Raw genomic sequence first — 21570 nt, 5'->3', positions numbered from 1 at the left:
CAGCGCCATCAGCTAGACAGAGGGGATGCATATTTTGAAATTATTAGGTTATTACAATGAGTAAAAAATTCATTATCACTTGGGATGCGATGCAGTCTTACTGCCGTGAACTGGCTGAGAAACAAATGCCAGCTGAGCAATGGAAAGGTATTTGGGCGGTAAGCCGTGGTGGCCTAGTTCCTGGTGCAATCCTAGCGCGTGAACTGGGTATTCGTCACGTTGATACTATTTGTATCTCTAGCTACGACCACGATCACCAGCGTGATATGACAGTAGTTAAAGCACCAGAAGGTGACGGCGAAGGTTTCCTAATCGTTGAAGACCTAGTAGATAGCGGTGACACAGCACGCAAGTTACGTGAAATGTACCCGAAAGCGAAGCTTATCGCAGTATGTGCTAAGCCTGCAGGTGTTGAGCTACTAGACGATTACGTAGTAGACATCGCTCAAGACACTTGGATCGAGCAACCTTGGGATATGTCTATCCAGTTTGCTGAGCCAGTAAATCGTAAGCAAAAATAAGTTTGCACCAAGAATATTGAGAAATGCCCCTTTATAGGGGCATTTTTTTTATTATTATTACAGCAATTGCCAATAGCTTAGAGTTCTTCCTATGTCAGAAGACGTCAGTAAAAACCTCTCAGAAACCTTGTTTGTTAAGCACAAGCAGGCGAAAGAAACCTCTGCACTTACTCAATACATGCCTACCAGCCAAACAATTCTTGATGAGCGAGAAGGGCAAGATGATCGTGCGTGGTATCGACACTTAAGACGTTTGCAGTGGACTTGGCAGGGTTTATCTCCAATCGAGATGGAAAGTACACTGTCTAAAATTGCGTCGTCGAAACATTCGCGTACGGAAGATAAGTGGTTAGATACAGTGATGGGTTATCACGGCGGTAACTGGACGTTTGAGTGGATAAAGCTTGGGATGGAACACCAACGCCGTTCAACCGAATTGAAAGGTGAAGATGCGGCGGATGAGTTGTTTTCCGCTTCGCTGTGTTTCAGTATTGCGGGCTACCCACATTTGAAGAACGATAACCTTGCGACTCAAGCTCAAGTGTTGGCCAATAAAGCTTACAACGAAGGCTCTGAGAAAACGCAATACACGATCAAACAGATCGAAGTACCTTATCAAAAGCGCAAGATCATTGCGAATTTACACTTGCCACGTACGGACAAGCAATTGCCCGTTGTGATGGTGAGTGCGGGTTTGGACAGCTTGCAAACAGACATGTGGCGTTTGTTCCGCAATCATTTAGCGCCTAAAGACATCGCAATGTTGACCATCGACATGCCGTCAGTGGGCCATAGCTCCCATTGGCCATTAACGGAAGATTCTAGTTGTTTGCATCAAGCGGTATTGAATGAGCTGTACAAACTGCCTTGGGTCGATCATTACAAAGTGGGGTTGATTGGTTTCCGCTTTGGTGGCAATGCCATGATCCGTCTTTCATTCGTTGAACAAGAGAAGATCAAAGCGTGTGTGGCGCTCGGTGCACCTGTACATGATTTGTTTACCTCCCCGAAGAAGCTGCAGCAGATGCCGAAGATGTACCTAGATCTACTGGCGTCTCGTTTAGGTAAGAACGCCGTGGACATCAATAGCATGGCTGGGCAGATGATGGCGTGGTCGTTGAAAGTACAAGGGTTCTTAAGCAGTCGTAAAACCAAGGTACCTATTTTGGCTTTGAGTTTGGAAGGGGATCCTGTTTCCCCACACAGTGACAACCAGTTGGTAGCGCTGTTTAGTCACTATGGTCAAGCAAAGAAAATCAGTTCCAAAACAATTACAAAAGGTTATGAGCAATCCCTCGATTTGGCCATAAAGTGGTTGGAGGAGGAATTATTAAGATGACAAATCTCCTAATTTAGTTAAGAGTGATATATGTGAGCAAAAAATAAGCTCATGATAATAAAAAATAATAATCATTCTTGGATAGCTAAATATCCTTACTATGGAAACGGAGATTCTTATGTCAGAGACGACTCAAGGGCCGACTCACTTTCGCTTGATGTCTAAGTTAAAGGCGATAGGTCCTTACCTGCGCGAACCACAATCACAAGAAGGCCACTACTATTTTGACTGTCTATCTGTTTGTGTAGACGACAAAAAGTCGCCAGAAAAACGTGAATTTTGGGGATGGTGGATGGACTTGGAGTCCATCGAAGGTGGCTTTACTGCAAAATACCATATTGGTAAATACAACAAAGAAGGGGATTGGACCTCAGAGCCATTACCGAATAAGGTGACTGAAGAGGTTTACCTCACCCAGAGTACCTTTCATCAGAAGCTAGTAGATACGCTGGCTGAGCATTTCAAACTGGAAGTGGAATATCACACAGAATCGTTTGATTTCGCCTAATTTGGCTGTTTTCTTCCTCTATAAGACAAAAAGGTGCGTTTTCGCACCTTTTCTGCTTGTTAAATCCCCATTTGATTGCTAAAACATCCACTCTTTATTTGTTTTTCATTTCAGAAGACATCATGACAACGAATCAACAGAATGCAGTTATTTCACAATCACAAACCGTCGTTGTGAAACTGGGTACAAGTGTGCTGACAGGCGGCACTTTGGCGTTAAACCGTGCTCACATGGTAGAGCTGGCTCGTCAATGTGCTGAACTAAAAAAACAAGGCCATTCAGTCGTAATGGTTTCGTCTGGTGCAATTGCAGCAGGCCGTGAGCATCTTGGATACCCCGCATTGCCCAACGAGATGGCGAGCAAACAATTGCTTGCTGCAGTGGGCCAAAGCCGTCTGATTCAAACATGGGAGTCTCTGTTTGGCATTTATGGCATCAAAATTGGTCAGATGTTGCTAACTCGTGCTGATTTGGATGATCGCGAGCGTTTTCTTAACGCGCGTGACACCATCAATGCTCTGGTTGCAAACGACATTATTCCTATCGTGAACGAAAATGACGCGGTAGCAACGAACGAGATCAAAGTGGGCGATAACGATAATTTGTCTGCTTTGGTGGGGATTTTGTGTGGTGCAGACAAATTACTGCTGCTAACAGACCAAAAAGGTTTGTTTACCGCAGACCCTCGTAAAGATCCAAATGCCGAATTGATCAAAGAAGTGAAAACCATTGATGATACTTTGCGCAAAATTGCGGGTGGTAGCGGCACAACGCTAGGTACTGGCGGCATGGCAACCAAGCTTCAGGCGGCAGACATCGCTCGCCGTGCAGGCATTGAGGTGATCATCGCTGCGGGCAGCGCACCAAATGTTATTTTTGACTCATTGAGCTCAGAGCCACAAGGGACGCGTTTCCTTCCTTGTGAAGAAGCGCTAGAAAACCGCAAGCGCTGGATCCTAGCGGGCCCTGCTGCATCCGGTGATATCATTATTGATGATGGTGCAGTTAACGCGGTTGTCGGTAAGGGCAGTAGTCTACTTGCAAAAGGCGTGATTAAGGTAAGTGGTGATTTTGCTCGTGGTGAAGTGGCTCGCGTGACCAACGCACAAGGCAAGCTGGTGGCACGTGGTATCAGCGCCTACTCAAGCGAAGACCTAGCAAACATTGCCGGTAAACACAGTAAAGATATCATCTCTATTTTGGGTCATGATTACGGCTCAGAAGTGATTCACCGCGATGATCTTGTCGTCATCCAAGAATAGATATTGAGGGAAGCAAAGTGGATTTAACGAATATGGGTAAAGCTGCCAAAGATGCAGCTTTCGAATTGGCGACAGCGTCAACCGCACAAAAAAACCAAGCACTAGCGATCATCGCTGATGAGCTAGAAGCGAATGCGGCAACTATTTTGGCTGCAAACGCAAAAGACATCGAATTAGGTCGCGAAGCGGGTCTAACAGATGCACTACTAGACCGTCTGCTATTAAATGAAGAGCGCCTTACTGGTATCGCTAATGACGTTCGTAACGTGATCAGCCTAAACGATCCTGTAGGCAGCGAAATCGACAGCAAAGTGCTAGAAAATGGCATGTCTCTGTCCCGTCGTCGTGTACCACTGGGTGTGGTTGGTGTGATTTACGAAGCGCGTCCAAACGTAACCATCGATATTGCTGCTCTATGTCTAAAAACAGGTAATGCAAGCATCCTACGTGGTGGTAAAGAGACGTTCTTTTCCAATATGGAATTGGTAAAGGTTATCCAATCGGCTCTAGCGAAAGCGAACTTGCCGGCGGCTTCCGTTCAATATATTGAAAAGCCAGATCGTGAGTTGGTTTCTCAACTCCTTAAGCTAGACGATTACGTTGATATGATCATTCCACGTGGCGGCGCTGGTTTACACAAGATGTGTAAAGAGAACAGTACCATTCCAGTGATCATCGGTGGTTTTGGTATCAGCCATATTTTTGTTGATGAGTCAGCGGATCTAGAAAAATCGTTGAACGTTGTTGAGAATTCAAAAGTTCAACGCCCTTCAGCATGTAACTCGCTAGACACTTTGCTTGTACATGAAGGTGTTGCGGCGCAATTCCTATCAATGATCGTAGAGCGCATGAGCGATAAAGTGACCTTCGTGACAGAGCCAAAGGCAAAAGTACTGATGGCTCAAGCAACACAAATTCGTGATGCAGTGGAAGGTGACTTTGATACTGAATGGCTAAGTTACACGCTGGGTGTAAAAGTGGTTGCCGACATAAAAGAGGCGATTGACCACATGCGTGTTCATAACGCGAGCCACTCAGATGCGATCATGACCAACAGTTTGGTTAACTCTGAATTATTCATTAATTCTGTTGGTTCTGCTGCGGTTTACGTGAATGCCTCAACTCGTTTTACTGACGGTGCTCAGTTTGGTCTTGGGGCAGAAGTGGCGGTATCTACTCAGAAACTGCATGCACGTGGCCCAATGGGTTTGGAAGAGCTCACCAGCTACAAATGGGTTGGTAAAGCAAACTACCTAGCACGCAGTTAACAGAAACCGTTTGATATTGATTGAAAAAGGGGCAGTAGTGCCCCTTTTTGTTTTCTCTAACATAGCAATTCCGCTACACTAGTCTTGCTTTTGGGACGAACCCAATCGCACGCTATTTGGAGGTGATATGCATTGTCCTTTTTGTTCTGAGAACGATACAAAAGTAATTGATTCCCGCTTAGTTGCTGACGGCCATCAAGTGCGTCGTCGTCGCCAGTGCTTAGCTTGTAGCGAACGTTTTACCACGTTTGAAACGGCTGAGTTGGTGATGCCTAAAGTGATTAAGTCTAACGGCAACCGTGAACCGTTTGATGAAGACAAAATGGTCGGTGGCATTCAACGCGCACTAGAAAAACGCCCAGTGAGTGCAGATTCTATCGAATTGGCAATCAGCATGATTAAATCGCAGCTGCGTGCAACAGGTGAACGTGAAGTGCCAAGTGAGATGATTGGTAACCTAGTTATGGGCCAATTGAAAGAGCTGGATAAAGTTGCTTATATCCGTTTTGCATCGGTTTACCGCAGCTTTGAAGATATCCGTGAATTTGGCGAAGAAATTGCTCGTCTAGAAGACTGATTGAGTCATGGAACAACAGAACACTTCTTCAGAATTTACCTCTCAAGATTTCGAAATGATGTCGCGTGCGCTGAAATTGGCGAAGCGCGGCATGTATAGCACAGCGCCTAACCCCAACGTTGGTTGCGTTATTGTCCGTGACGGTGAGATTGTTGGCGAAGGCCATCATCATCGCGCGGGTGAAGCTCATGCCGAAGTTCATGCAATGCGTATGGCTGGGGATAAAACCGAAGGGGCGACCGCTTATGTGACGTTGGAGCCTTGCTCTCACTACGGGCGAACACCGCCGTGTGCTGAGGGACTTATCAAAGCCAAGGTTGCACGTGTGGTCTGCGCAATGGAAGACCCAAACCCGAAAGTTGCAGGGCGTGGTTTTCAAATGCTGCGTGATGCAGGGGTAGAAGTTCACGTTGGCTTGTTGGAAAGCGATGCGATCGAGCTGAACAAAGGTTTTATCAAATTCATGCAAACTGGCATGCCTTATGTTCAGTTGAAAATGGCAGCTAGCCTCGATGGGCAAAGTGCGTTGAGTAACGGACAGAGCCAATGGATTACCTCCCCAAAAGCTCGCCAAGATGTCCAACACTATCGTGCGATGAGCGGTGGTATTCTCTCTACCAGCAAAACAGTGATTGACGACAATGCCTCATTGAACGTTCGCTGGGATGATTTGCCAAAAAGCCTACAATCGCAATACCCTCAGGTTGATGTTCGTCAGCCTCCACGAGTCATACTCGATCGCCAATCTCAGCTTCGTAATGATTTAAAGCTATTCAAGACAGAAGGTGAGCGTATTATTGTCAGTCAAGATGGTGATATCGCCCCTAAACTGAATGAAAACGATCAAGTTGACTTAGCTGCGACATTGAAAGCCGTGGCAAGTGAATGTCACATCAATCACTTGTGGGTCGAAGCTGGAGCGACACTCGCGAGTTCATTAATCGAAGCTAACCTTGTAGATGAACTGATCGTTTATCTCGCGCCTAAGTTGATGGGGAGCGATGGACGAGGCTTGATCGGCGCGCTTGGTTTAACCGAGATGGAACAAGTTATCGATTTAACTATTACCGACGTTCGAATGGTAGGGGTGGATATTCGCATCACCGCAACCGTCAAACGCATTCAACGCTAGAAAGAAGCATTATGTTTACAGGAATTGTAGAAGCAGTTGGCAAACTAACTGCAATCACGCCAAAAGGCGAAGACATCACCGTGACGGTGGAAGTAGGCAAATTGGATATGGCTGACGTTAAGCTAGGCGACAGCATTGCGACTAACGGCGTATGTTTAACGGTCGTCGATTTCGGTAGTAACTATTTCAGTGCTGATTTGTCACTGGAAACGCTGAACAAAACTGGTTTTTCTGCTTATCAAGTGGGCGACAAAGTGAACCTAGAAAAAGCCATGTTGCCGACCACTCGTTTTGGCGGTCATATCGTTTCAGGTCACGTTGATGGCGTTGGTGTGATTGTTGAGCGTAATCAAGTTGGCCGTGCGATTGAGTTCTGGGTTGAGATGCCAGCGGAAATCTGTAAGTACGTGGCAGAAAAAGGCTCTATCACAGTGGATGGCATTAGTCTGACCGTCAACGATCTACGTAAGAATGGATTTAAATTAACGATTGTTCCTCACACCAGTGAAGAGACAACCATCGATCAGTTCCAAGTTGGCCGTAAAGTGAACCTAGAAGTGGACGTGTTAGCTCGCTATATGGAGCGCTTGCTACAAGGCCAAAAAGAAGAGCCGCAAGAATCACGTATTACGATGGACTTCTTGCAGCAAAATGGTTTTGCGTAAGCGAAACCGACCACAATCACAGAACGTTATCAGGTTAATTGACTTAATAAAGGTTAGCTTCAAACTGCTTTGCTGACTAAAGCCAGTAGACGTAACTCAACGAAACGTTCACCGCATTGCTGCTGCAATAATAAATTTTTGAATAACGGGAAACAGAATATGCCTATCAGCACGCCTCAAGAGATTATTGATGATATTCGCGCAGGCAAAATGGTCATCCTAATGGATGATGAAGACCGCGAGAATGAAGGTGATTTGATCATGGCTGCCGAGCACATTACGCCGGAAGCTATCAACTTTATGGCTACGCATGGCCGTGGCTTAATCTGTCTAACCATGACAAAAACTCGTTGTGAGAGCCTTGGCTTGCCGCCAATGGTGCAAGACAACAACGCGCAATACACCACCAACTTTACGGTTTCTATTGAAGCCGCTGAAGGTGTTACCACTGGTATTTCTGCAGCTGACCGTGCTCGCACTGTACAAGCGGCAGTCGCGCCAAGTGCAAAAGCGGCGGACTTAGTGCAACCGGGCCATATCTTCCCTCTAGCAGCACAAGACGGTGGTGTTCTAACTCGCGCTGGTCATACAGAAGCCGGCTGTGATTTGGCTCGTCTTGCAGGTCTAGAGCCAGCATCGGTTATTGTTGAGATCCTAAACGACGATGGCACGATGGCGCGTCGCCCGGACCTTGAAGTGTTTGCTGAAAAACACGATTTAAAGCTAGGTACCATTGCAGACCTTATCGAATACCGCAACAACACGGAAACAACGATTGAACGCGTTGCTGAGTGTGCACTGCCAACGGAATTCGGTGAGTTCACTTTGGTGACTTACAAAGACACGATTGATAACCAAGTACATTACGCGATGTGTAAAGGTGATTTAACTGCGAATGCACCGTTAGTTCGCGTTCACTTACAAGACGTATTTACCGATGTGCTTCGTAGTGATCGTAACGCAGAACGCAGTTGGACGCTGGATAAAGCGATGAAGCGAATCGGTGAAGAAGGGGGTGTTCTGGTTGTGCTTGGTCATGAAGACTCGACCGATCTGCTTATTCATCGTGTAAAAATGTTTGAATCGCAAGACAAAGGCGAGGCGCCTACTCTTGCTAAGAAGCAGGGCACATCACGTCGTGTAGGTGTTGGTTCTCAGATTTTGGCGGATCTTGGCGTGCACGATATGCGTCTGCTTTCTTCAACCAACAAAAAGTACCACGCATTGGGTGGCTTTGGCTTGAATGTTGTTGAATACATCTGCGAATAACAACTGAACGATTCCCCCCCTAGCCAAGTCTCGGCTTATTCTGCTGACGGCTAGGGCTTGGTGACTCGTCTCTAATTTCCATTAGATATTGCTCACAAATTTGTGATAGAATCCGGCGATTCTCACTTGATGAACAATTTTCACTTAAAAATAGAGTTAAAGGAAGGCTTATGAAAGTGATCGAGGGTGGCTTCCCAGCGCCAAATGCAAAAATTGCTATCGTTATTTCTCGTTTTAACAGTTTTATTAACGAAAGCCTACTTTCTGGTGCGATCGATACACTAAAGCGTCACGGACAAGTAAGCGAAGACAACATCACTGTTGTTCGTTGTCCTGGTGCTGTAGAACTGCCTTTAGTTGCTCAACGAGTTGCTAAAACTGGTAAGTACGATGCTATCGTATCTCTAGGTACAGTAATTCGTGGTGGTACACCACACTTTGACTATGTTTGTAGTGAATGTAACAAGGGTCTTGCACAAGTTTCTCTGGAATACAGCCTTCCAGTAGCGTTTGGCGTACTGACTGTTGATACTATCGATCAAGCGATTGAACGCGCAGGAACCAAGGCTGGTAATAAAGGTGCAGAGGCTGCACTAAGCGCACTTGAAATGATTAACGTATTATCTGAAATTGATTCCTAATGGGGGCCAGTGTGAAACCAGCCGCACGTCGTAACGCACGTCAATTCGCTCTACAGGCGATCTACTCATGGCAAATTACTAAAGACAATGTTGCCACGATTGAAGAACAGTTTTTGTCTGGTGACAAATACGATGAAGAAGAACTTCATGCATCTGAGCCAGCACTTGCTGCTCCAGAAACTGACGTAGCTTACTTCCGTGAACTACTAAGCGGTGTTGTACTTAGCCACTCAGAGCTAGATTGCAAAATCCGTCCATACGTGTCTCGTCCAATGCAGGATCTAGACATGATGGAACTTGCTCTTCTTCGCCTTGCTATGTACGAGATGACTCGTCGCGAAGATGTTCCTTACAAAGTGGTAATCAATGAAGCGATTGAACTTGCAAAAGTATTCGCGGCAGAAGACAGCCACAAATTTGTGAATGGTGTGCTAGATAAAGCGGCGCCACACGTACGTAAGAAATAACGATTTCTTTATTAAAAAGGTCAGCACATGCTGACCTTTTTTGTATCAAAAGCTTTTACATCAAAAAGAAAGTGAATTATGTCTGGTGAATTTAATCTTATCGACAAATACTTTGTTGGACGCCAAAGCCAGCGCAAAGACGTCCATCTAGCAGCGGGGGACGACTGTGCGTTAGTGAAAGCACCTGCGAATGTACAAATTGCTATTAGTACCGATACGCTGGTGGCAGGCACGCACTTTCTTTCTGATGCTAACCCTGCGTGGGTGGCGCACAAAGCATTAGCGTCAAACATCAGTGATTTAGCGGCAATGGGTGCAACACCTGCTTGGGTAAGCTTTGCGTTAACTATGCCAGAGCCAGATGAAGCATGGCTTGCCCCTTTTTGTGATGCGTTTTTTGAGTTAGCTGATTACTTTGGTATTCAACTTATTGGGGGCGATACGACCAAAGGGCCGCTTAGCCTAACACTGACCGTACAAGGCTTTGTTCCTGAAGGAAAAGCACTGACTCGCTCTGGCGCGAAAGTTGGGGATTGGGTCTATGTTACGGGCAATCTTGGCGATGCCAAAGCAGGTCTGGATGTCGTTCTTGATAACACATTACGTACTCGAATAGCTGCCCCAGAGTTAGAGAAAGCACATTATCTCAGTACGCCACGCGTGTTGGTAGGGCAAGCATTAGTCGGCTTAGCGTCATCAGCAATTGATATTTCTGATGGCTTAATTTCCGATATCAAACATATTCTTAAGCGTTCTGATGTTGGAGTCAGTTTAGATGTGTCCCAACTGCCGATATCTTCAGAATTGGTTCAATTTTTAGATGATAAGGTAAGCGCACAGCAGTATGCTTTATCCAGTGGCGAAGAGTACGAACTGTGCTTTACTGTGCCTGAGCAGAACAACGGTTCATTGCAAAGTGCGTTGTCGCACGCTGGGTGTAAGTTTACGTGCATTGGCCAAATTCGACCAAAAGGTACCTTCGAGCTGCACGACAACAATCAACCTCTTGATTGGGAACTCAGTGGCTTTGACCACTTTAGATAATCTGAGCTAGGCTCTAGCCTAAGATTGAAACCAACTAGCAGTATAGGTTTAAGGAAATGACCAATCCCCTCTCTCTGATTTCATTAAAGAACCCGTGGCATCTTTTGGCAACGGGTTTTGGTAGCGGCTTATCACCAGTGGTTCCAGGAACTATGGGGACGTTGGCAGCTGTGCCGTTATTCTTGTTACTGGCGCAGTTACCCTTCCCACTGTATGTCGTATTAGTACTCATCTCTTGTGTTATTGGTATTAAGATCTGCCAAGTGACATCAGATGACATGGGGGTTCATGACCATGGCTCAATCGTGTGGGATGAGTTTGCAGGCTTTTGGATCACCATGAGCTTAGTACCAGCACTAAATATCCCAGTCACGGAATGGAAGTGGTTGCTGACTGGTTTTATTTTGTTCCGCTTCTTTGACATGGTAAAACCATGGCCAATTGGCTGGTTGGATAAACGTGTTCACGGTGGTTTGGGTATCATGATTGATGATATCGTGGCCGGTATCATGGCGGGTATCGCACTGTTCTTAGTGGCGAAATACGCAGGTTGGATGTAGTCATACCGCTTTAACAATCGACAGATAAACAAAAGGGATGCCATCATGGCATCCCTTTTTGGTGTTTACTTTTAGCGCTTGTTTGCGTTAACTTACTTCGCGAGATATTCGTTGATCGACTTCTCAATGCCCTTCGCGTCTAAGCCAAGTTCTTCATGAAGTTCGTCTTGTGTGCCTTGAGGAATAAAGCGATCAGGCAAGCCAAGATTTAGCACAGGCTTGATGATCTTATCTTGCATCATAAACTCAATCACACCCGCACCCGCACCGCCAGCAATTGCGTTTTCTTCTAGCGTGACTAATACATCGTGCTCAGACGCTAGCTGGCGAATCAATTCTTCATCAAGTGGTTTCACGAAGCGCATGTCTGCGACGGTTGCATCCAGATTTTCAGCCGCTTCTAGCGCGTTACCTAAGAAGGTGCCGAAGTTTAGAATCGCGACTTTTTCGCCTTTACGAAGCACACGGCCTTTACCAATCTCAAGTGCAGTAAATTCTGGCTCGATTTCTGTGCCCATGCCGCTGCCGCGAGGGTAGCGAACTGCACTTGGTCCAGTGTGTTTATGACCGGTGTACAGCATTTGACGACATTCGTTTTCATCACTTGGTGCCATGATCACCATGTTTGGGATACAACGCATGAAGCTAAGGTCGAACGCGCCTTGGTGAGTTTGACCATCTGCGCCAACCAGACCTGCACGGTCGATAGCGAACATGACAGGTAAATCCATGATCGCCACGTCGTGGATTAACTGATCGTAGCCACGCTGCAAGAAGGTTGAGTAGATAGCGACGATCGGGTGATCGCCGGCAATCGCCATGCCTGTTGCTAGCGTCACAGCATGCTGCTCTGCAATTGCAACATCAAAGTACTGTTCTGGGTACTCTTTCGAGAAACGAACCATGCCAGAGCCTTCACGCATCGCTGGCGTAATCGCCATTAGCTTAGGATCTTGCGCGGCCATATCACATAGGAAGTCACCAAAGATCTTAGAGAAGGTCGGTTTACCGCCACTGCTCTTCGGCAAACTGTTATGTGATGGGTCGAACTTTGGAACTCCATGGTAGCCGATAGGATCTTTTTCTGCTGGTTCATAACCTTTGCCTTTCTTGGTCATGATGTGCAGGAATTGAGGGCCTTTCAGCTCACGCATGTTTTTCAGCGTTTTGACTAACTCGTTAACATCGTGACCATCGATAGGGCCGATGTAGTTAAAACCAAGCTCTTCGAATAATGTACCAGGAACAACCATGCCTTTAAGGTGCTCTTCTGTACGACGAACCAACTCTTTAATTGGAGGAACGCCAGACAGCACTTTCTTCCCACCTTCACGGATAGAGGTGTATAAGCTACCAGAAAGGACTTTAGCAAGGTGGTTGTTCAATGCGCCAACGTTTTCTGAAATCGACATCTCGTTGTCGTTTAGAATCACTAGCATATCAGGATGAACGTCACCAGCATGGTTCATGGCCTCGAATGCCATACCTGCTGTGATTGCACCATCACCAATAACACTTACCACCTTTCGACCTTCATCTTCTTTTTGTGCACTGATCGCCATACCGAGCGCTGCACTGATAGAAGTCGATGAGTGGCCAACAGATAGCGTGTCGTATTCGCTCTCTTCACGCCATGGGAATGGGTGAAGGCCGCCTTTTTGGCGGATGGTTGGCATTTGGTCACGACGGCCAGTAAGAATTTTGTGTGGGTAAGCCTGATGACCCACGTCCCAGATCAATTGGTCCACTGGAGTGTTGTAAACATAATGCAGAGCAACGGTTAGCTCTACTGTGCCTAAGCCAGACGCTAAATGTCCGCTAGACTGACTCACTGAATTTAGCAGATACGTGCGTAATTCATCGCACAAAGTTGGCAATGTTTCTTTCGGAAGAAGACGCAACTCTTCCGGTGTATTTGCTAACGCCAGTGTTGGGTACTTTGAAATATCAAGAGTCATATAAATGCGCGCTTATAGTGTTAGTTCTTGCGCTCGATGACATATCGGGCGAACTCTTCGAGTAACTGAGTATTGTATGGGATTGCCTCCAATGCTTGAAGTGCTTCTTGCAACAGAGTGTGAGCTTTCTCCATTGCTCCCTCTAACCCCAGTAAAGATGGGTAAGTGCTCTTGTTTAGCTCTTGGTCTGAACCTTGAGGCTTACCCAATGTTTCTGTATCACTAATTATATCAAGAATATCGTCTTGAACCTGAAACGCCAGACCGATCGCTTTAGAGTAGCGCTCAAGGTGAGGCATAACCTCTAGGCCCTTATCGCCAGCGGCAAGTGCGCCTAGTTTTACGGCACAGTTAATCAGTGCACCAGTCTTATTGCGATGAATTTCTTCCAATTCTGCGAGAGACACTCGACGATTTTCTGCACCTAAGTCCAATGCTTGACCAACGCACATGCCATTCGCACCAGAACTTTGTGCAAGGGCTTGCACCATCTTTATACGGTGGCTTTCTGCGTTCGGATTCAGTTCGCCTTCCGCAAGGATCGTAAATGCGAGGGTTTGCAGTGCGTCACCGGTCAGAATGGCTGTCGCTTCATCAAATTTGATGTGGCAAGTCGGCTGTCCACGGCGCAGGTCGTCGTCATCCATAGCAGGTAGATCATCATGGATAAGAGAGTAGGCATGGATACACTCAATCGCAGAAGCCGGCGTATCTAGGTCTTCAGGTTCACAACCTAGCATTTGACCAGTGATGTAAACAAGGAAGGGACGAACACGTTTACCGCCGAGGAGTAGGCCGTATTTCATGGCTTGAATCAACGGCTGTTCTTGATGAGGTAATTGCTCAAGCCATTGATTTAACTGTTGGTTATTTCTTTGTTGATAAGACGTCAATGTCTCTTGCATCACATTGCTCACTACTGATTTATTATTCTGACTCAGGGTTGAAGTCACTCAGTGGTGCTTCATCATCTTCGCTTAGAAGAATGCTAACGCGATGTTCGGCGTCGCTCAGTTTCGTTTGACCAGCACGAGCGAGTGCAATGCCACGTTCAAATTTACGTAGAGCATCATCTAGAGCAAGGTCACCGTTCTCTAGTTGATCAACCAAGCTGTCTAGCTCATCGATGGTTGCTTCAAAGGTCATGTTTTCTGGTTTCTTAACCGCCATCTTTTATCTGCCTTAATCAAGCCTCTAATAGAATGCACGCAAGTTACCTTAGCCTAGTAACTTGGTCAAATTTAACCTTATATAATTGTCACAAATTTAGCGTTCAACGGGTCTGATGAGACGAAGACCATTAATAAGTTAAGGTATTAACGATCTTTTTGTGATGTATTAACCAAGATTTTTCTAAAAATTCTGCTCTAGTTGTCGATACAAGTAATAATTCGCCTGACTGGGCAATGTTTGAGTATAGCGTGAGGAGTGCTTTGTGGATTTAGCAACCCTAATAGGTTTGATTGGTGGTTTTGCATTCGTCATTATGGCGATGGTGCTTGGTGGCAGCATTGGCATGTTCGTAGACGTCACCTCAATCCTAATCGTCGTTGGTGGTTCAACGTTTGTAGTATTGATGAAGTTCACCATGGGGCAATTCTTCGGCGCGACCAAAATTGCGGGCAAAGCGTTCATGTTCAAATCGGACGAGCCAGAAGATCTGATTGCTAAGATCGTAGAAATGGCAGACGCAGCACGTAAAGGTGGCTTCCTAGCATTGGAAGAGATGGAGATTAATAATAGCTTCATGCAAAAGGGCATCGACTTACTGGTGGATGGGCATGATGCGGATGTGGTGCGTGCTGCTTTGCAAAAAGACATTGCACTGACCGATGAGCGCCACTCGCAAGGCACGGGCGTTTTTCGAGCATTCGGTGATGTTGCTCCGGCAATGGGTATGATCGGTACCTTGGTTGGTTTGGTTGCCATGCTTTCAAATATGGATGATCCAAAAGCGATCGGTCCTGCGATGGCCGTTGCACTTTTAACCACTCTTTACGGTGCAATTCTTTCTAACATGGTGTTTTTCCCAATTGCGGACAAGCTTTCACTACGCCGCGATCAAGAAACACTCAACCGTCGTTTGATTATGGACGGTGTACTCGCAATTCAAGATGGTCAGAACCCACGTGTTATCGATAGCTATCTGAAGAACTACCTCAACGAGGGCAAACGCGTCCTTGAGATTGACGAGTAATCTGGAGGCCATCTAATGGATGAAGATAACAAATGTGATTGTCCGCCACCCGGCCTCCCCCAATGGATGGGGACGTTCGCTGACTTGATGTCCTTGTTGATGTGTTTCTTCGTATTGTTGCTTTCGTTCTCGGAAATGGACGTACTGAAGTTCAAACAGATCGCTGGCTCTATGAAATTTGCTTTTGGTGTTCAGAACCAACTTGAGGTTAAGGACATACCTAAAGGTACCAGCATTATTGCGCAAGAGTTCAGACCAGGTCGCCCAGAGCCAACACCGATTGATGTCATCATGCAACAAACCATGGACATCACTCAGCAGACGTTGGAGTTTCATGAAGGGGAATCTGACCGAGCTGGTGGCACTAAGCGTGACCAAGGGAAGTTAACTGGTGGTCAATCACCAGAAACGTCAACGCAAAATAACCAATCGGCGGAATCAGACATGCAACAACAGCAGTCTGAGCAAACCTCGCAAGAGATGGATACCTTGATGGAAAGTATCAAGAAAGCGTTGGAGCGTGAGATTGAGCAAGGGGCAATAGAGGTCGAAAACCTTGGCCAACAGATCGTGATTCGAATGCGAGAGAAAGGGGCATTCCCTGAAGGCTCTGCGTTCCTCCAGCCGAAGTTTAGACCGCTGGTGCGTCAGATTGCGGAATTGGTGAAAGATGTACCGGGCATCGTACGAGTTTCTGGCCATACGGATAACCAACCGTTGGATTCTGAGCTGTATCGCTCCAATTGGGACCTGTCGTCGCAACGAGCGGTATCGGTTGCCCAAGAAATGGAGAAAGTACGAGGCTTCTCGCATCAACGCTTACGCGTGCGTGGTATGGCGGATACTGAGCCATTGGCACCAAATGATTCGGATGCGAACCGAGCGCTTAACCGCCGCGTCGAAATCAGCATCATGCAAGGTGAACCACTCTACAGCGAAGAAGTGCCGGTAATTCAATAACCGAGTATTTATTCTTATACTAAAGCGAGCGTCAAGCTCGCTTTTTTTGTCATTCCATTTCGCTTGGGTGTATAATCTTGCGCCTTTAAAAGTGAGCTCAAAAGTTTGAGTGTGACATGCGCGATATTTTTACGTATGAACACCTAGTGCGGAGTATCACTCATTGTTGATTGCGAAACTAACCTGCGAACTAGACTATGAAATTTATTGTAAAGCCCCATCCAGAAATTTTTGTAAAAAGTGAATCTGTGCGTAAGCGCTTCACAAAGATTTTAGAGTGCAACATTCGTAACATCGTTAAGAGCCGTACGGAATCTGTCGCGGTATTCAACCGTCGTGATCACATTGAAGTGACCTCTGAGAGTGACGAGTTTCACGCTGAAGTTTTAGAAGTCCTGACTCATACCCCTGGTATCCACCACGTTCTTGAGGTGAAGCAAACTGAGTTCAAAGACTTGCACGATATTTACGAGCAAGTGTTGGAGTTAAGCGGTTCACTGATCGAAGGTAAGACTTTCGTTGTGCGTGCTAAACGCCGTGGTAAACATGATTTTACTTCTATTGAACTAGAGCGTTACGTAGGTGGCGGTCTTAACCAAGCGGTAGAAAGTGCTCGTGTTAAGCTAAGCAAGCCAGACGTAACGATTAACGTTGAAGTAACCAATGACAAGCTAAACCAAGTGTTGGCTCGTCACAAAGGCCTAGGCGGCTTCCCTCTAGGTACACAAGAAGACGTACTAAGCCTGATCTCTGGTGGTTTCGACTCTGGTGTTTCAAGTTACCTGCACATCAAGCGTGGTTCAAAAGTTCACTACTGTTTCTTTAACCTAGGTGGTCCAGCACACGAAATCGGCGTTAAGCAGGTTTCTCATTACCTATGGAACAAGTACGGTTCTTCTGCAAAAGTTCGCTTCATCTCTGTTGATTTCGAACCAGTAGTTGCTGAAATCCTAGAAAAAGTCGACGACGGCCAAATGGGCGTGATCTTGAAGCGCATGTTCATGCGTGCCGCTGGTATGGTGGCAGAGAAGTTCAAGATCGAAGCATTGGTTACGGGTGAAGCTCTAGGCCAAGTATCAAGCCAAACACTGACTAACCTGCGTCATATCGATAATGTCACTGACACCCTGATTCTTCGTCCGCTTATCAACTGGGATAAAGAAGACATCATCAACCTAGCGCGTGACATCGGTACTGAAGACTTCGCTAAGACGATGCCTGAGTACTGTGGTGTTATCTCTAAGAAGCCAACAGTGAAAGCGGTAAAAGGCAGACTGAACGCGGAAGAAGAGAAGTTTGACTTTGCGATTCTTGAGCAAGTTGTGCAAGAAGCTCGCGTGATGGACATTCGTGATATCGCAAAAGAGTCTGAGCAAGCAGCACCAGAAGTAGAGCAGGTTCAAGCTGTAGAAGAGCACGCTATCGTTTTGGATATTCGTAGCCCTGAAGAGGAAGACGATAACCCATTAGAAATCGATGGTGTGGACGTTAAGCACATCCCATTCTACAAGCTGGGTACTCAGTTCGGAGACTTAGACCAATCTAAGACTTACCTTCTGTATTGTGACCGTGGTGTGATGAGCCGTCTACAGGCATTGTACTTGCAGGAGCAAGGTTTCAACAACGTGAAGGTTTACCGGCCATAGAATCGTTGTAAAACAGAAGATCACAAAAGCGCAAATTGAGAAATCAGTTTGCGCTTTTTTCGTTTTAGCGCGCGCAAAATGGAGTGTATTAAAGTGGTAGTATTGCGTTAAATCACACGTTTCGAAATTTGTATTGATATAACGATAGATAATCCGAAATGAGGATGAAAAGTGACGTTGATGCCAATTTTTTTTAAAAGAAGAAATGTGGATGGTTTAGATAAAAAAACACCGCCTAATTAGGCGGTGCAAGAAATTTGACAGACAGGTCAAAATAAATACAGGAAGTATATGTTTTGTCACAGGGAGTGTGGACAAAACATCATGGTAGAATTCTACCGAACTCGAAATACGAGTTTGCAAACACAACATCGCAACAACGAAGCCAATTGATTCACAAATAGAATCAAGCCGTTCAGGCTCGTGTTGCGGGATGAAATATAGAATTTATCTGGCTGTTCGGCAACGGACATTTTATAATGTTTCAGATTAAAAAAACTAATCCTACTTGAGGTCCCATAATGTCTCGCAGATTGCCTCCGTTAAATTCGCTTCGCGTTTTTGAAGCGGCTGCTCGCCATCTTAGTTTTACCCGTGCTGCTGAAGAGTTGTTTGTTACTCAAGCTGCAGTGAGTCATCAAATTAAAGCGTTAGAAGAGTTCTTATCGCTGAAACTTTTCCGTCGTCGTAATCGTTCGTTATTACTGACGGAAGAAGGGCAAAGTTACTTTTTAGACATTAAAGATATCTTCACTTCCATTGCTGAAGCGACCGATAAGGTATTGGAACGTAGTGAAAAAGGTGCGTTAACCATCAGTTTGCCACCGAGTTTTGCCATCCAATGGCTAGTGCCTCGTTTAGCCGATTTTAACGCGCAAGAACCAGACATTGATGTGCGCATTAAAGCGGTGGATATGGATGAAGGTTCACTGACTGATGATGTTGATGTAGCTATCTATTATGGTCGTGGAAATTGGCCTGGTTTGCGTGCCGATAAACTCTACCAAGAGTTTTTGATCCCACTTTGTTCACCATCGTTACTTTTAGGTAACAAACCATTAGAATCTCTAAGTGACCTTAAATTACACACCTTGTTACACGATACTTCTCGTAAAGATTGGAAGCAGTTTGCTCGCCAACAAAATATCGAAGGTATCAACGTAAACCATGGTCCAATCTTCAGCCACTCAACCATGGTGTTGCAGGCGGCGGCGCATGGGCAAGGTGTTGCACTAGGAAACAACGTACTCGCTAAACCTGAAATGGAAGCGGGACGCTTGATTGCACCATTTGATGAGGTGCTGGTTTCTAAGAATGCCTTCTACGTGGTGTGTCACGAACAACAAGCGGATATGGGACGTATCGCGACGTTCAGGGATTGGATGTTGGCGACCGCACGAAAAGAACAAGAGGAAGTACTAGATGAGCCATTGGATAGCTGAAGGGCCTGAGAACGGACCACTGTTTATTTTTGCTCACGGCGCAGGTGCCGGTATGGAGCATGACTTCATGATTGCCGTAGCCAAAGGATTAGTTGAGCAAGGTATTCGTGTGGTGCGTTTTAATTTCCCTTATATGGTTAAGCGAGCAGAAGATGGTAAAAAACGTCCGCCAGATCGTGCGCCAAAGTTACTGGAAGCATATGAAGAAGTGATCACTCACTTTACCTCACAGCCTATTGTCATTGGTGGTAAATCGATGGGTGGCCGTATGTCGAGCCTGCTTGCAGACAATAACCTAGTAGCAGGCGTTGCGTGTCTGGGCTTTCCGTTCCATCCGCCAGGCAAACCTGAAAAGTACAAAGGTGAGCATCTCGCGACGATCAATAAGCCGACGCTTATTTTACAAGGGGAGCGAGATACCTTTGGCAAGCGAGAAGAATTCGATGGCTTTGCTCTTTCTGACCAAGTAACGGTGAGTTTCTTGCCCGATGGCGACCATGGCTTCAAGCCTCGTAAACGTTCCGGCTTTACGGAAGAAGGCAATATTGCCTTGACGGTAGAGCAATTAACGACATTTATTAAAGAGGTATCCAATGAAAAGTAAGTGGTTACTTTCTTTTACAGGACTTTCTGGTTTAACTTCTGTTGCGCTAGGAGCGTTTGCTGCTCATGGTTTAAAAGCAACGCTCTCGCCTTATTTACTCGGTGTGTTTGAGACCGGTGTTTTGTACCAATTCATCCATACTTTGGCTATCGCGCTTTGTGCCATTTTGCTCGTACTAAATTTGGGACAAAAAGCACAAAAGTATTTTTTCATCGCGGCGATTTGCTTTATCATCGGCATCTTTTGTTTTAGCGGCAGTCTTTACGCGCTGGCGCTGACAGGTATCAAGTGGTTTGGACCAATCACCCCGATGGGAGGATTCTTGTTCATGATCGGTTGGTGTTTGTTCTTTTTTGCTGCGTTTAATATCAAAGAGGTCTCCAAGTGAAACAACTAATGCTCTATTGCCGTTCTGGCTTTGAGAAAGAGTGTGCTGGTGAAATTCAGGACAAAGCAACAAAACTTGAAGTGTATGGCTTCCCTCGTGTGAAGAAAAATTCAGGTTATGTTGTCTTCGAGTGTTACCAAGATGGAGACGCAGATAAGCTAGCGAAAGGTCTAGATTTCAGCGCATTGATTTTTGCTCGCCAAATGTTTGCCGTTGCTGCTGAATTTGAAGCTCTGCCAAGCGAAGACCGTATCAGTCCAATTCTTGCTGAACTGTCTGAAATGGAAGAATTCCCACGTTGTGGTGATCTACGTATTGAAACCCCAGACACCAACGAAGCGAAAGAGCTATTGAAGTTCTGCCGTAAGTTCACGGTACCAATGCGTCAAGCGATGCGTGGTAAAGGTCTGATGTGGAACAAAGACAATGCGAAGAAGCCTGTGTTGCATATTTGCTTTGTGGCTCCTGGTCATTGTTACGTAGGTTACTCTTACCCAGGTAACAACTCTCAGTTCTTCATGGGCATTCCTCGTTTGAAGTTCCCTGCAGATGCGCCAAGCCGTTCTACTTTGAAGCTAGAAGAAGCGTTCCACGTGTTTATTCCTCGCGAAGAGTGGGATGAGCGTTTAGCACCAGGCATGTGGGGCGTAGATCTCGGTGCGTGTCCAGGCGGTTGGACTTACCAATTGGTGAAGCGTTCGATGTTCGTTCACTGTGTCGATAACGGCATGATGGCAGACAGTCTAATGGAAACGGGACAAATTAAGCACCACATGGTGGATGGCTTTAAGTTTGAACCAGACCGCAAGAACGTGACTTGGATTGTATGTGACATGATTGAGAAGCCAGCACGCGTTGCTCACTTGATGGGACAGTGGTTACTGAAAGGTTGGGCAAAAGAAGCCATCTTCAACCTGAAACTGCCAATGAAAGGTCGCTACGACGAAGTACTGCAAGATCTGGAAAACCTAAAAATGTTCCTGATTGAGAACAAGGTGAAGTTCAAGCTGCAAGCTAAGCACCTGTACCACGACCGTGAAGAAATCACGATTCACATTCAGTGCCTATCGAACATTTCTCCGCATTAATCTACGCGTTGATATGCGATAGAGTAGAAGCAAA

23 protein-coding genes are annotated in these 21570 nt (G+C 46.0%); 20 read left to right on the top strand and 3 right to left on the bottom strand.

The features are described from left to right. Positions 1-56 precede the first annotated feature (56 nt). The 13 genes from gpt (at position 57) to pgpA (ending at position 11253) form a co-directional block, all read left to right on the top strand. Positions 57-521 (top strand): xanthine phosphoribosyltransferase, encoded by a 465-nt coding sequence (gene gpt, locus C1S74_RS07525; RefSeq protein ID WP_005440202.1) that lies wholly within the window; start codon positions 57-59, stop codon positions 519-521. A gap of 91 nt (positions 522-612) precedes the next feature. Beyond that, positions 613-1860 carry an esterase FrsA gene (gene frsA / locus C1S74_RS07520; RefSeq protein ID WP_042602617.1) on the top strand — a complete coding sequence of 416 codons (1248 nt, stop codon included), beginning with the start codon at positions 613-615 and terminating at the stop codon, positions 1858-1860. Between the two features lie 118 nt (positions 1861-1978). Further along, positions 1979-2368: a sigma factor-binding protein Crl gene (gene crl, locus C1S74_RS07515; RefSeq protein ID WP_038865441.1), complete on the top strand. Its 390-nt coding sequence runs from the start codon at positions 1979-1981 to the stop codon at positions 2366-2368. Positions 2369-2490: 122 nt separating this feature from the next. After that, on the top strand, positions 2491-3630 hold the full coding sequence (gene proB, locus C1S74_RS07510) for a glutamate 5-kinase (protein WP_038865440.1): 1140 nt from the start codon (positions 2491-2493) through the stop codon (positions 3628-3630). Positions 3631-3647: 17 nt separating this feature from the next. Next, positions 3648-4898, top strand: a complete 1251-nt coding sequence (locus tag C1S74_RS07505) for a glutamate-5-semialdehyde dehydrogenase (RefSeq protein WP_045400165.1) — start codon at positions 3648-3650, stop codon at positions 4896-4898. 127 nt (positions 4899-5025) lie between these two features. Then, entirely contained in the window at positions 5026-5475 is a 450-nt protein-coding gene (nrdR, locus tag C1S74_RS07500) for a transcriptional regulator NrdR (protein WP_038865435.1), read from the top strand. Positions 5476-5482: 7 nt separating this feature from the next. Next, positions 5483-6607 (top strand): bifunctional diaminohydroxyphosphoribosylaminopyrimidine deaminase/5-amino-6-(5-phosphoribosylamino)uracil reductase RibD, encoded by a 1125-nt coding sequence (ribD, locus tag C1S74_RS07495; RefSeq protein ID WP_045400168.1) that lies wholly within the window; start codon positions 5483-5485, stop codon positions 6605-6607. A gap of 11 nt (positions 6608-6618) precedes the next feature. Beyond that, a complete protein-coding gene (locus C1S74_RS07490) occupies positions 6619-7272 on the top strand; it encodes a riboflavin synthase (RefSeq protein WP_045400171.1) in 654 nt (217 codons plus the stop codon). A 159-nt stretch (positions 7273-7431) separates the two neighbouring features. After that, positions 7432-8541 (top strand): bifunctional 3,4-dihydroxy-2-butanone-4-phosphate synthase/GTP cyclohydrolase II, encoded by a 1110-nt coding sequence (gene ribBA, locus C1S74_RS07485; RefSeq protein WP_038865430.1) that lies wholly within the window; start codon positions 7432-7434, stop codon positions 8539-8541. Between the two features lie 170 nt (positions 8542-8711). Further along, positions 8712-9182, top strand: coding sequence for a 6,7-dimethyl-8-ribityllumazine synthase (ribH, locus tag C1S74_RS07480; protein ID WP_005440184.1), 471 nt, complete (start codon positions 8712-8714; stop codon positions 9180-9182). Next, the gene (gene nusB, locus C1S74_RS07475) at positions 9182-9649 is read left to right on the top strand and encodes a transcription antitermination factor NusB (RefSeq protein ID WP_038865428.1); all 468 of its coding nucleotides are present in this window, start codon (positions 9182-9184) and stop codon (positions 9647-9649) included. The genes ribH and nusB overlap by 1 nt, the downstream gene beginning before the upstream one ends. Positions 9650-9727: 78 nt before the next feature. Beyond that, on the top strand, positions 9728-10693 hold the full coding sequence (gene thiL, locus C1S74_RS07470) for a thiamine-phosphate kinase (RefSeq protein WP_045400172.1): 966 nt from the start codon (positions 9728-9730) through the stop codon (positions 10691-10693). A gap of 56 nt (positions 10694-10749) precedes the next feature. Beyond that, positions 10750-11253: a phosphatidylglycerophosphatase A gene (gene pgpA / locus C1S74_RS07465; RefSeq protein ID WP_038865424.1), complete on the top strand. Its 504-nt coding sequence runs from the start codon at positions 10750-10752 to the stop codon at positions 11251-11253. Between the two features lie 92 nt (positions 11254-11345). On the opposite strand, the gene dxs is transcribed toward pgpA, so the two are convergent. The 3 genes from dxs to xseB are packed head-to-tail and all read right to left on the bottom strand — an operon-like array spanning position 11346 to position 14381. Beyond that, a complete protein-coding gene (gene dxs, locus C1S74_RS07460; RefSeq protein WP_038865423.1) occupies positions 11346-13211 on the bottom strand; it encodes a 1-deoxy-D-xylulose-5-phosphate synthase in 1866 nt (621 codons plus the stop codon). Positions 13212-13231: 20 nt separating this feature from the next. Further along, a complete protein-coding gene (ispA, locus tag C1S74_RS07455) occupies positions 13232-14116 on the bottom strand; it encodes a (2E,6E)-farnesyl diphosphate synthase (protein WP_045400175.1) in 885 nt (294 codons plus the stop codon). Positions 14117-14138: 22 nt separating this feature from the next. Further along, a complete protein-coding gene (xseB, locus tag C1S74_RS07450; protein WP_038865420.1) occupies positions 14139-14381 on the bottom strand; it encodes an exodeoxyribonuclease VII small subunit in 243 nt (80 codons plus the stop codon). A gap of 265 nt (positions 14382-14646) precedes the next feature. Between xseB and pomA the strand changes: the two genes are divergently transcribed. The 7 genes from pomA to rlmM all read left to right on the top strand — a co-directional run bounded on the left by pomA (position 14647) and on the right by rlmM (position 21536). After that, entirely contained in the window at positions 14647-15408 is a 762-nt protein-coding gene (gene pomA, locus C1S74_RS07445; RefSeq protein WP_038865419.1) for a flagellar motor protein PomA, read from the top strand. A 15-nt stretch (positions 15409-15423) separates the two neighbouring features. Next, complete coding sequence (locus tag C1S74_RS07440; protein ID WP_005440148.1) at positions 15424-16368, top strand: flagellar motor protein MotB; 945 nt, start codon at positions 15424-15426, stop codon at positions 16366-16368. Positions 16369-16565: 197 nt separating this feature from the next. Then, entirely contained in the window at positions 16566-18014 is a 1449-nt protein-coding gene (gene thiI / locus C1S74_RS07435; protein ID WP_038865418.1) for a tRNA uracil 4-sulfurtransferase ThiI, read from the top strand. Between the two features lie 521 nt (positions 18015-18535). Then, positions 18536-19456, top strand: a complete 921-nt coding sequence (locus tag C1S74_RS07430) for a transcriptional regulator GcvA (protein WP_005447583.1) — start codon at positions 18536-18538, stop codon at positions 19454-19456. Further along, positions 19437-20060 (top strand): alpha/beta family hydrolase, encoded by a 624-nt coding sequence (locus C1S74_RS07425; RefSeq protein ID WP_042603912.1) that lies wholly within the window; start codon positions 19437-19439, stop codon positions 20058-20060. Before C1S74_RS07430 ends, C1S74_RS07425 begins: the two co-directional genes overlap by 20 nt. Next, the gene (locus C1S74_RS07420; protein WP_038865415.1) at positions 20050-20448 is read left to right on the top strand and encodes a DUF423 domain-containing protein; all 399 of its coding nucleotides are present in this window, start codon (positions 20050-20052) and stop codon (positions 20446-20448) included. Before C1S74_RS07425 ends, C1S74_RS07420 begins: the two co-directional genes overlap by 11 nt. Continuing rightward, positions 20445-21536 (top strand): 23S rRNA (cytidine(2498)-2'-O)-methyltransferase RlmM, encoded by a 1092-nt coding sequence (rlmM, locus tag C1S74_RS07415; protein ID WP_038865414.1) that lies wholly within the window; start codon positions 20445-20447, stop codon positions 21534-21536. Before C1S74_RS07420 ends, rlmM begins: the two co-directional genes overlap by 4 nt. The last annotated feature ends 34 nt before the right edge of the window (positions 21537-21570 follow it).

This window comes from Vibrio hyugaensis (genome assembly GCF_002906655.1).
GTDB classification, from domain to species: Bacteria; Pseudomonadota; Gammaproteobacteria; order Enterobacterales; family Vibrionaceae; genus Vibrio; species Vibrio hyugaensis.
This window is presented reverse-complemented; position numbering and strand designations above follow the sequence as displayed.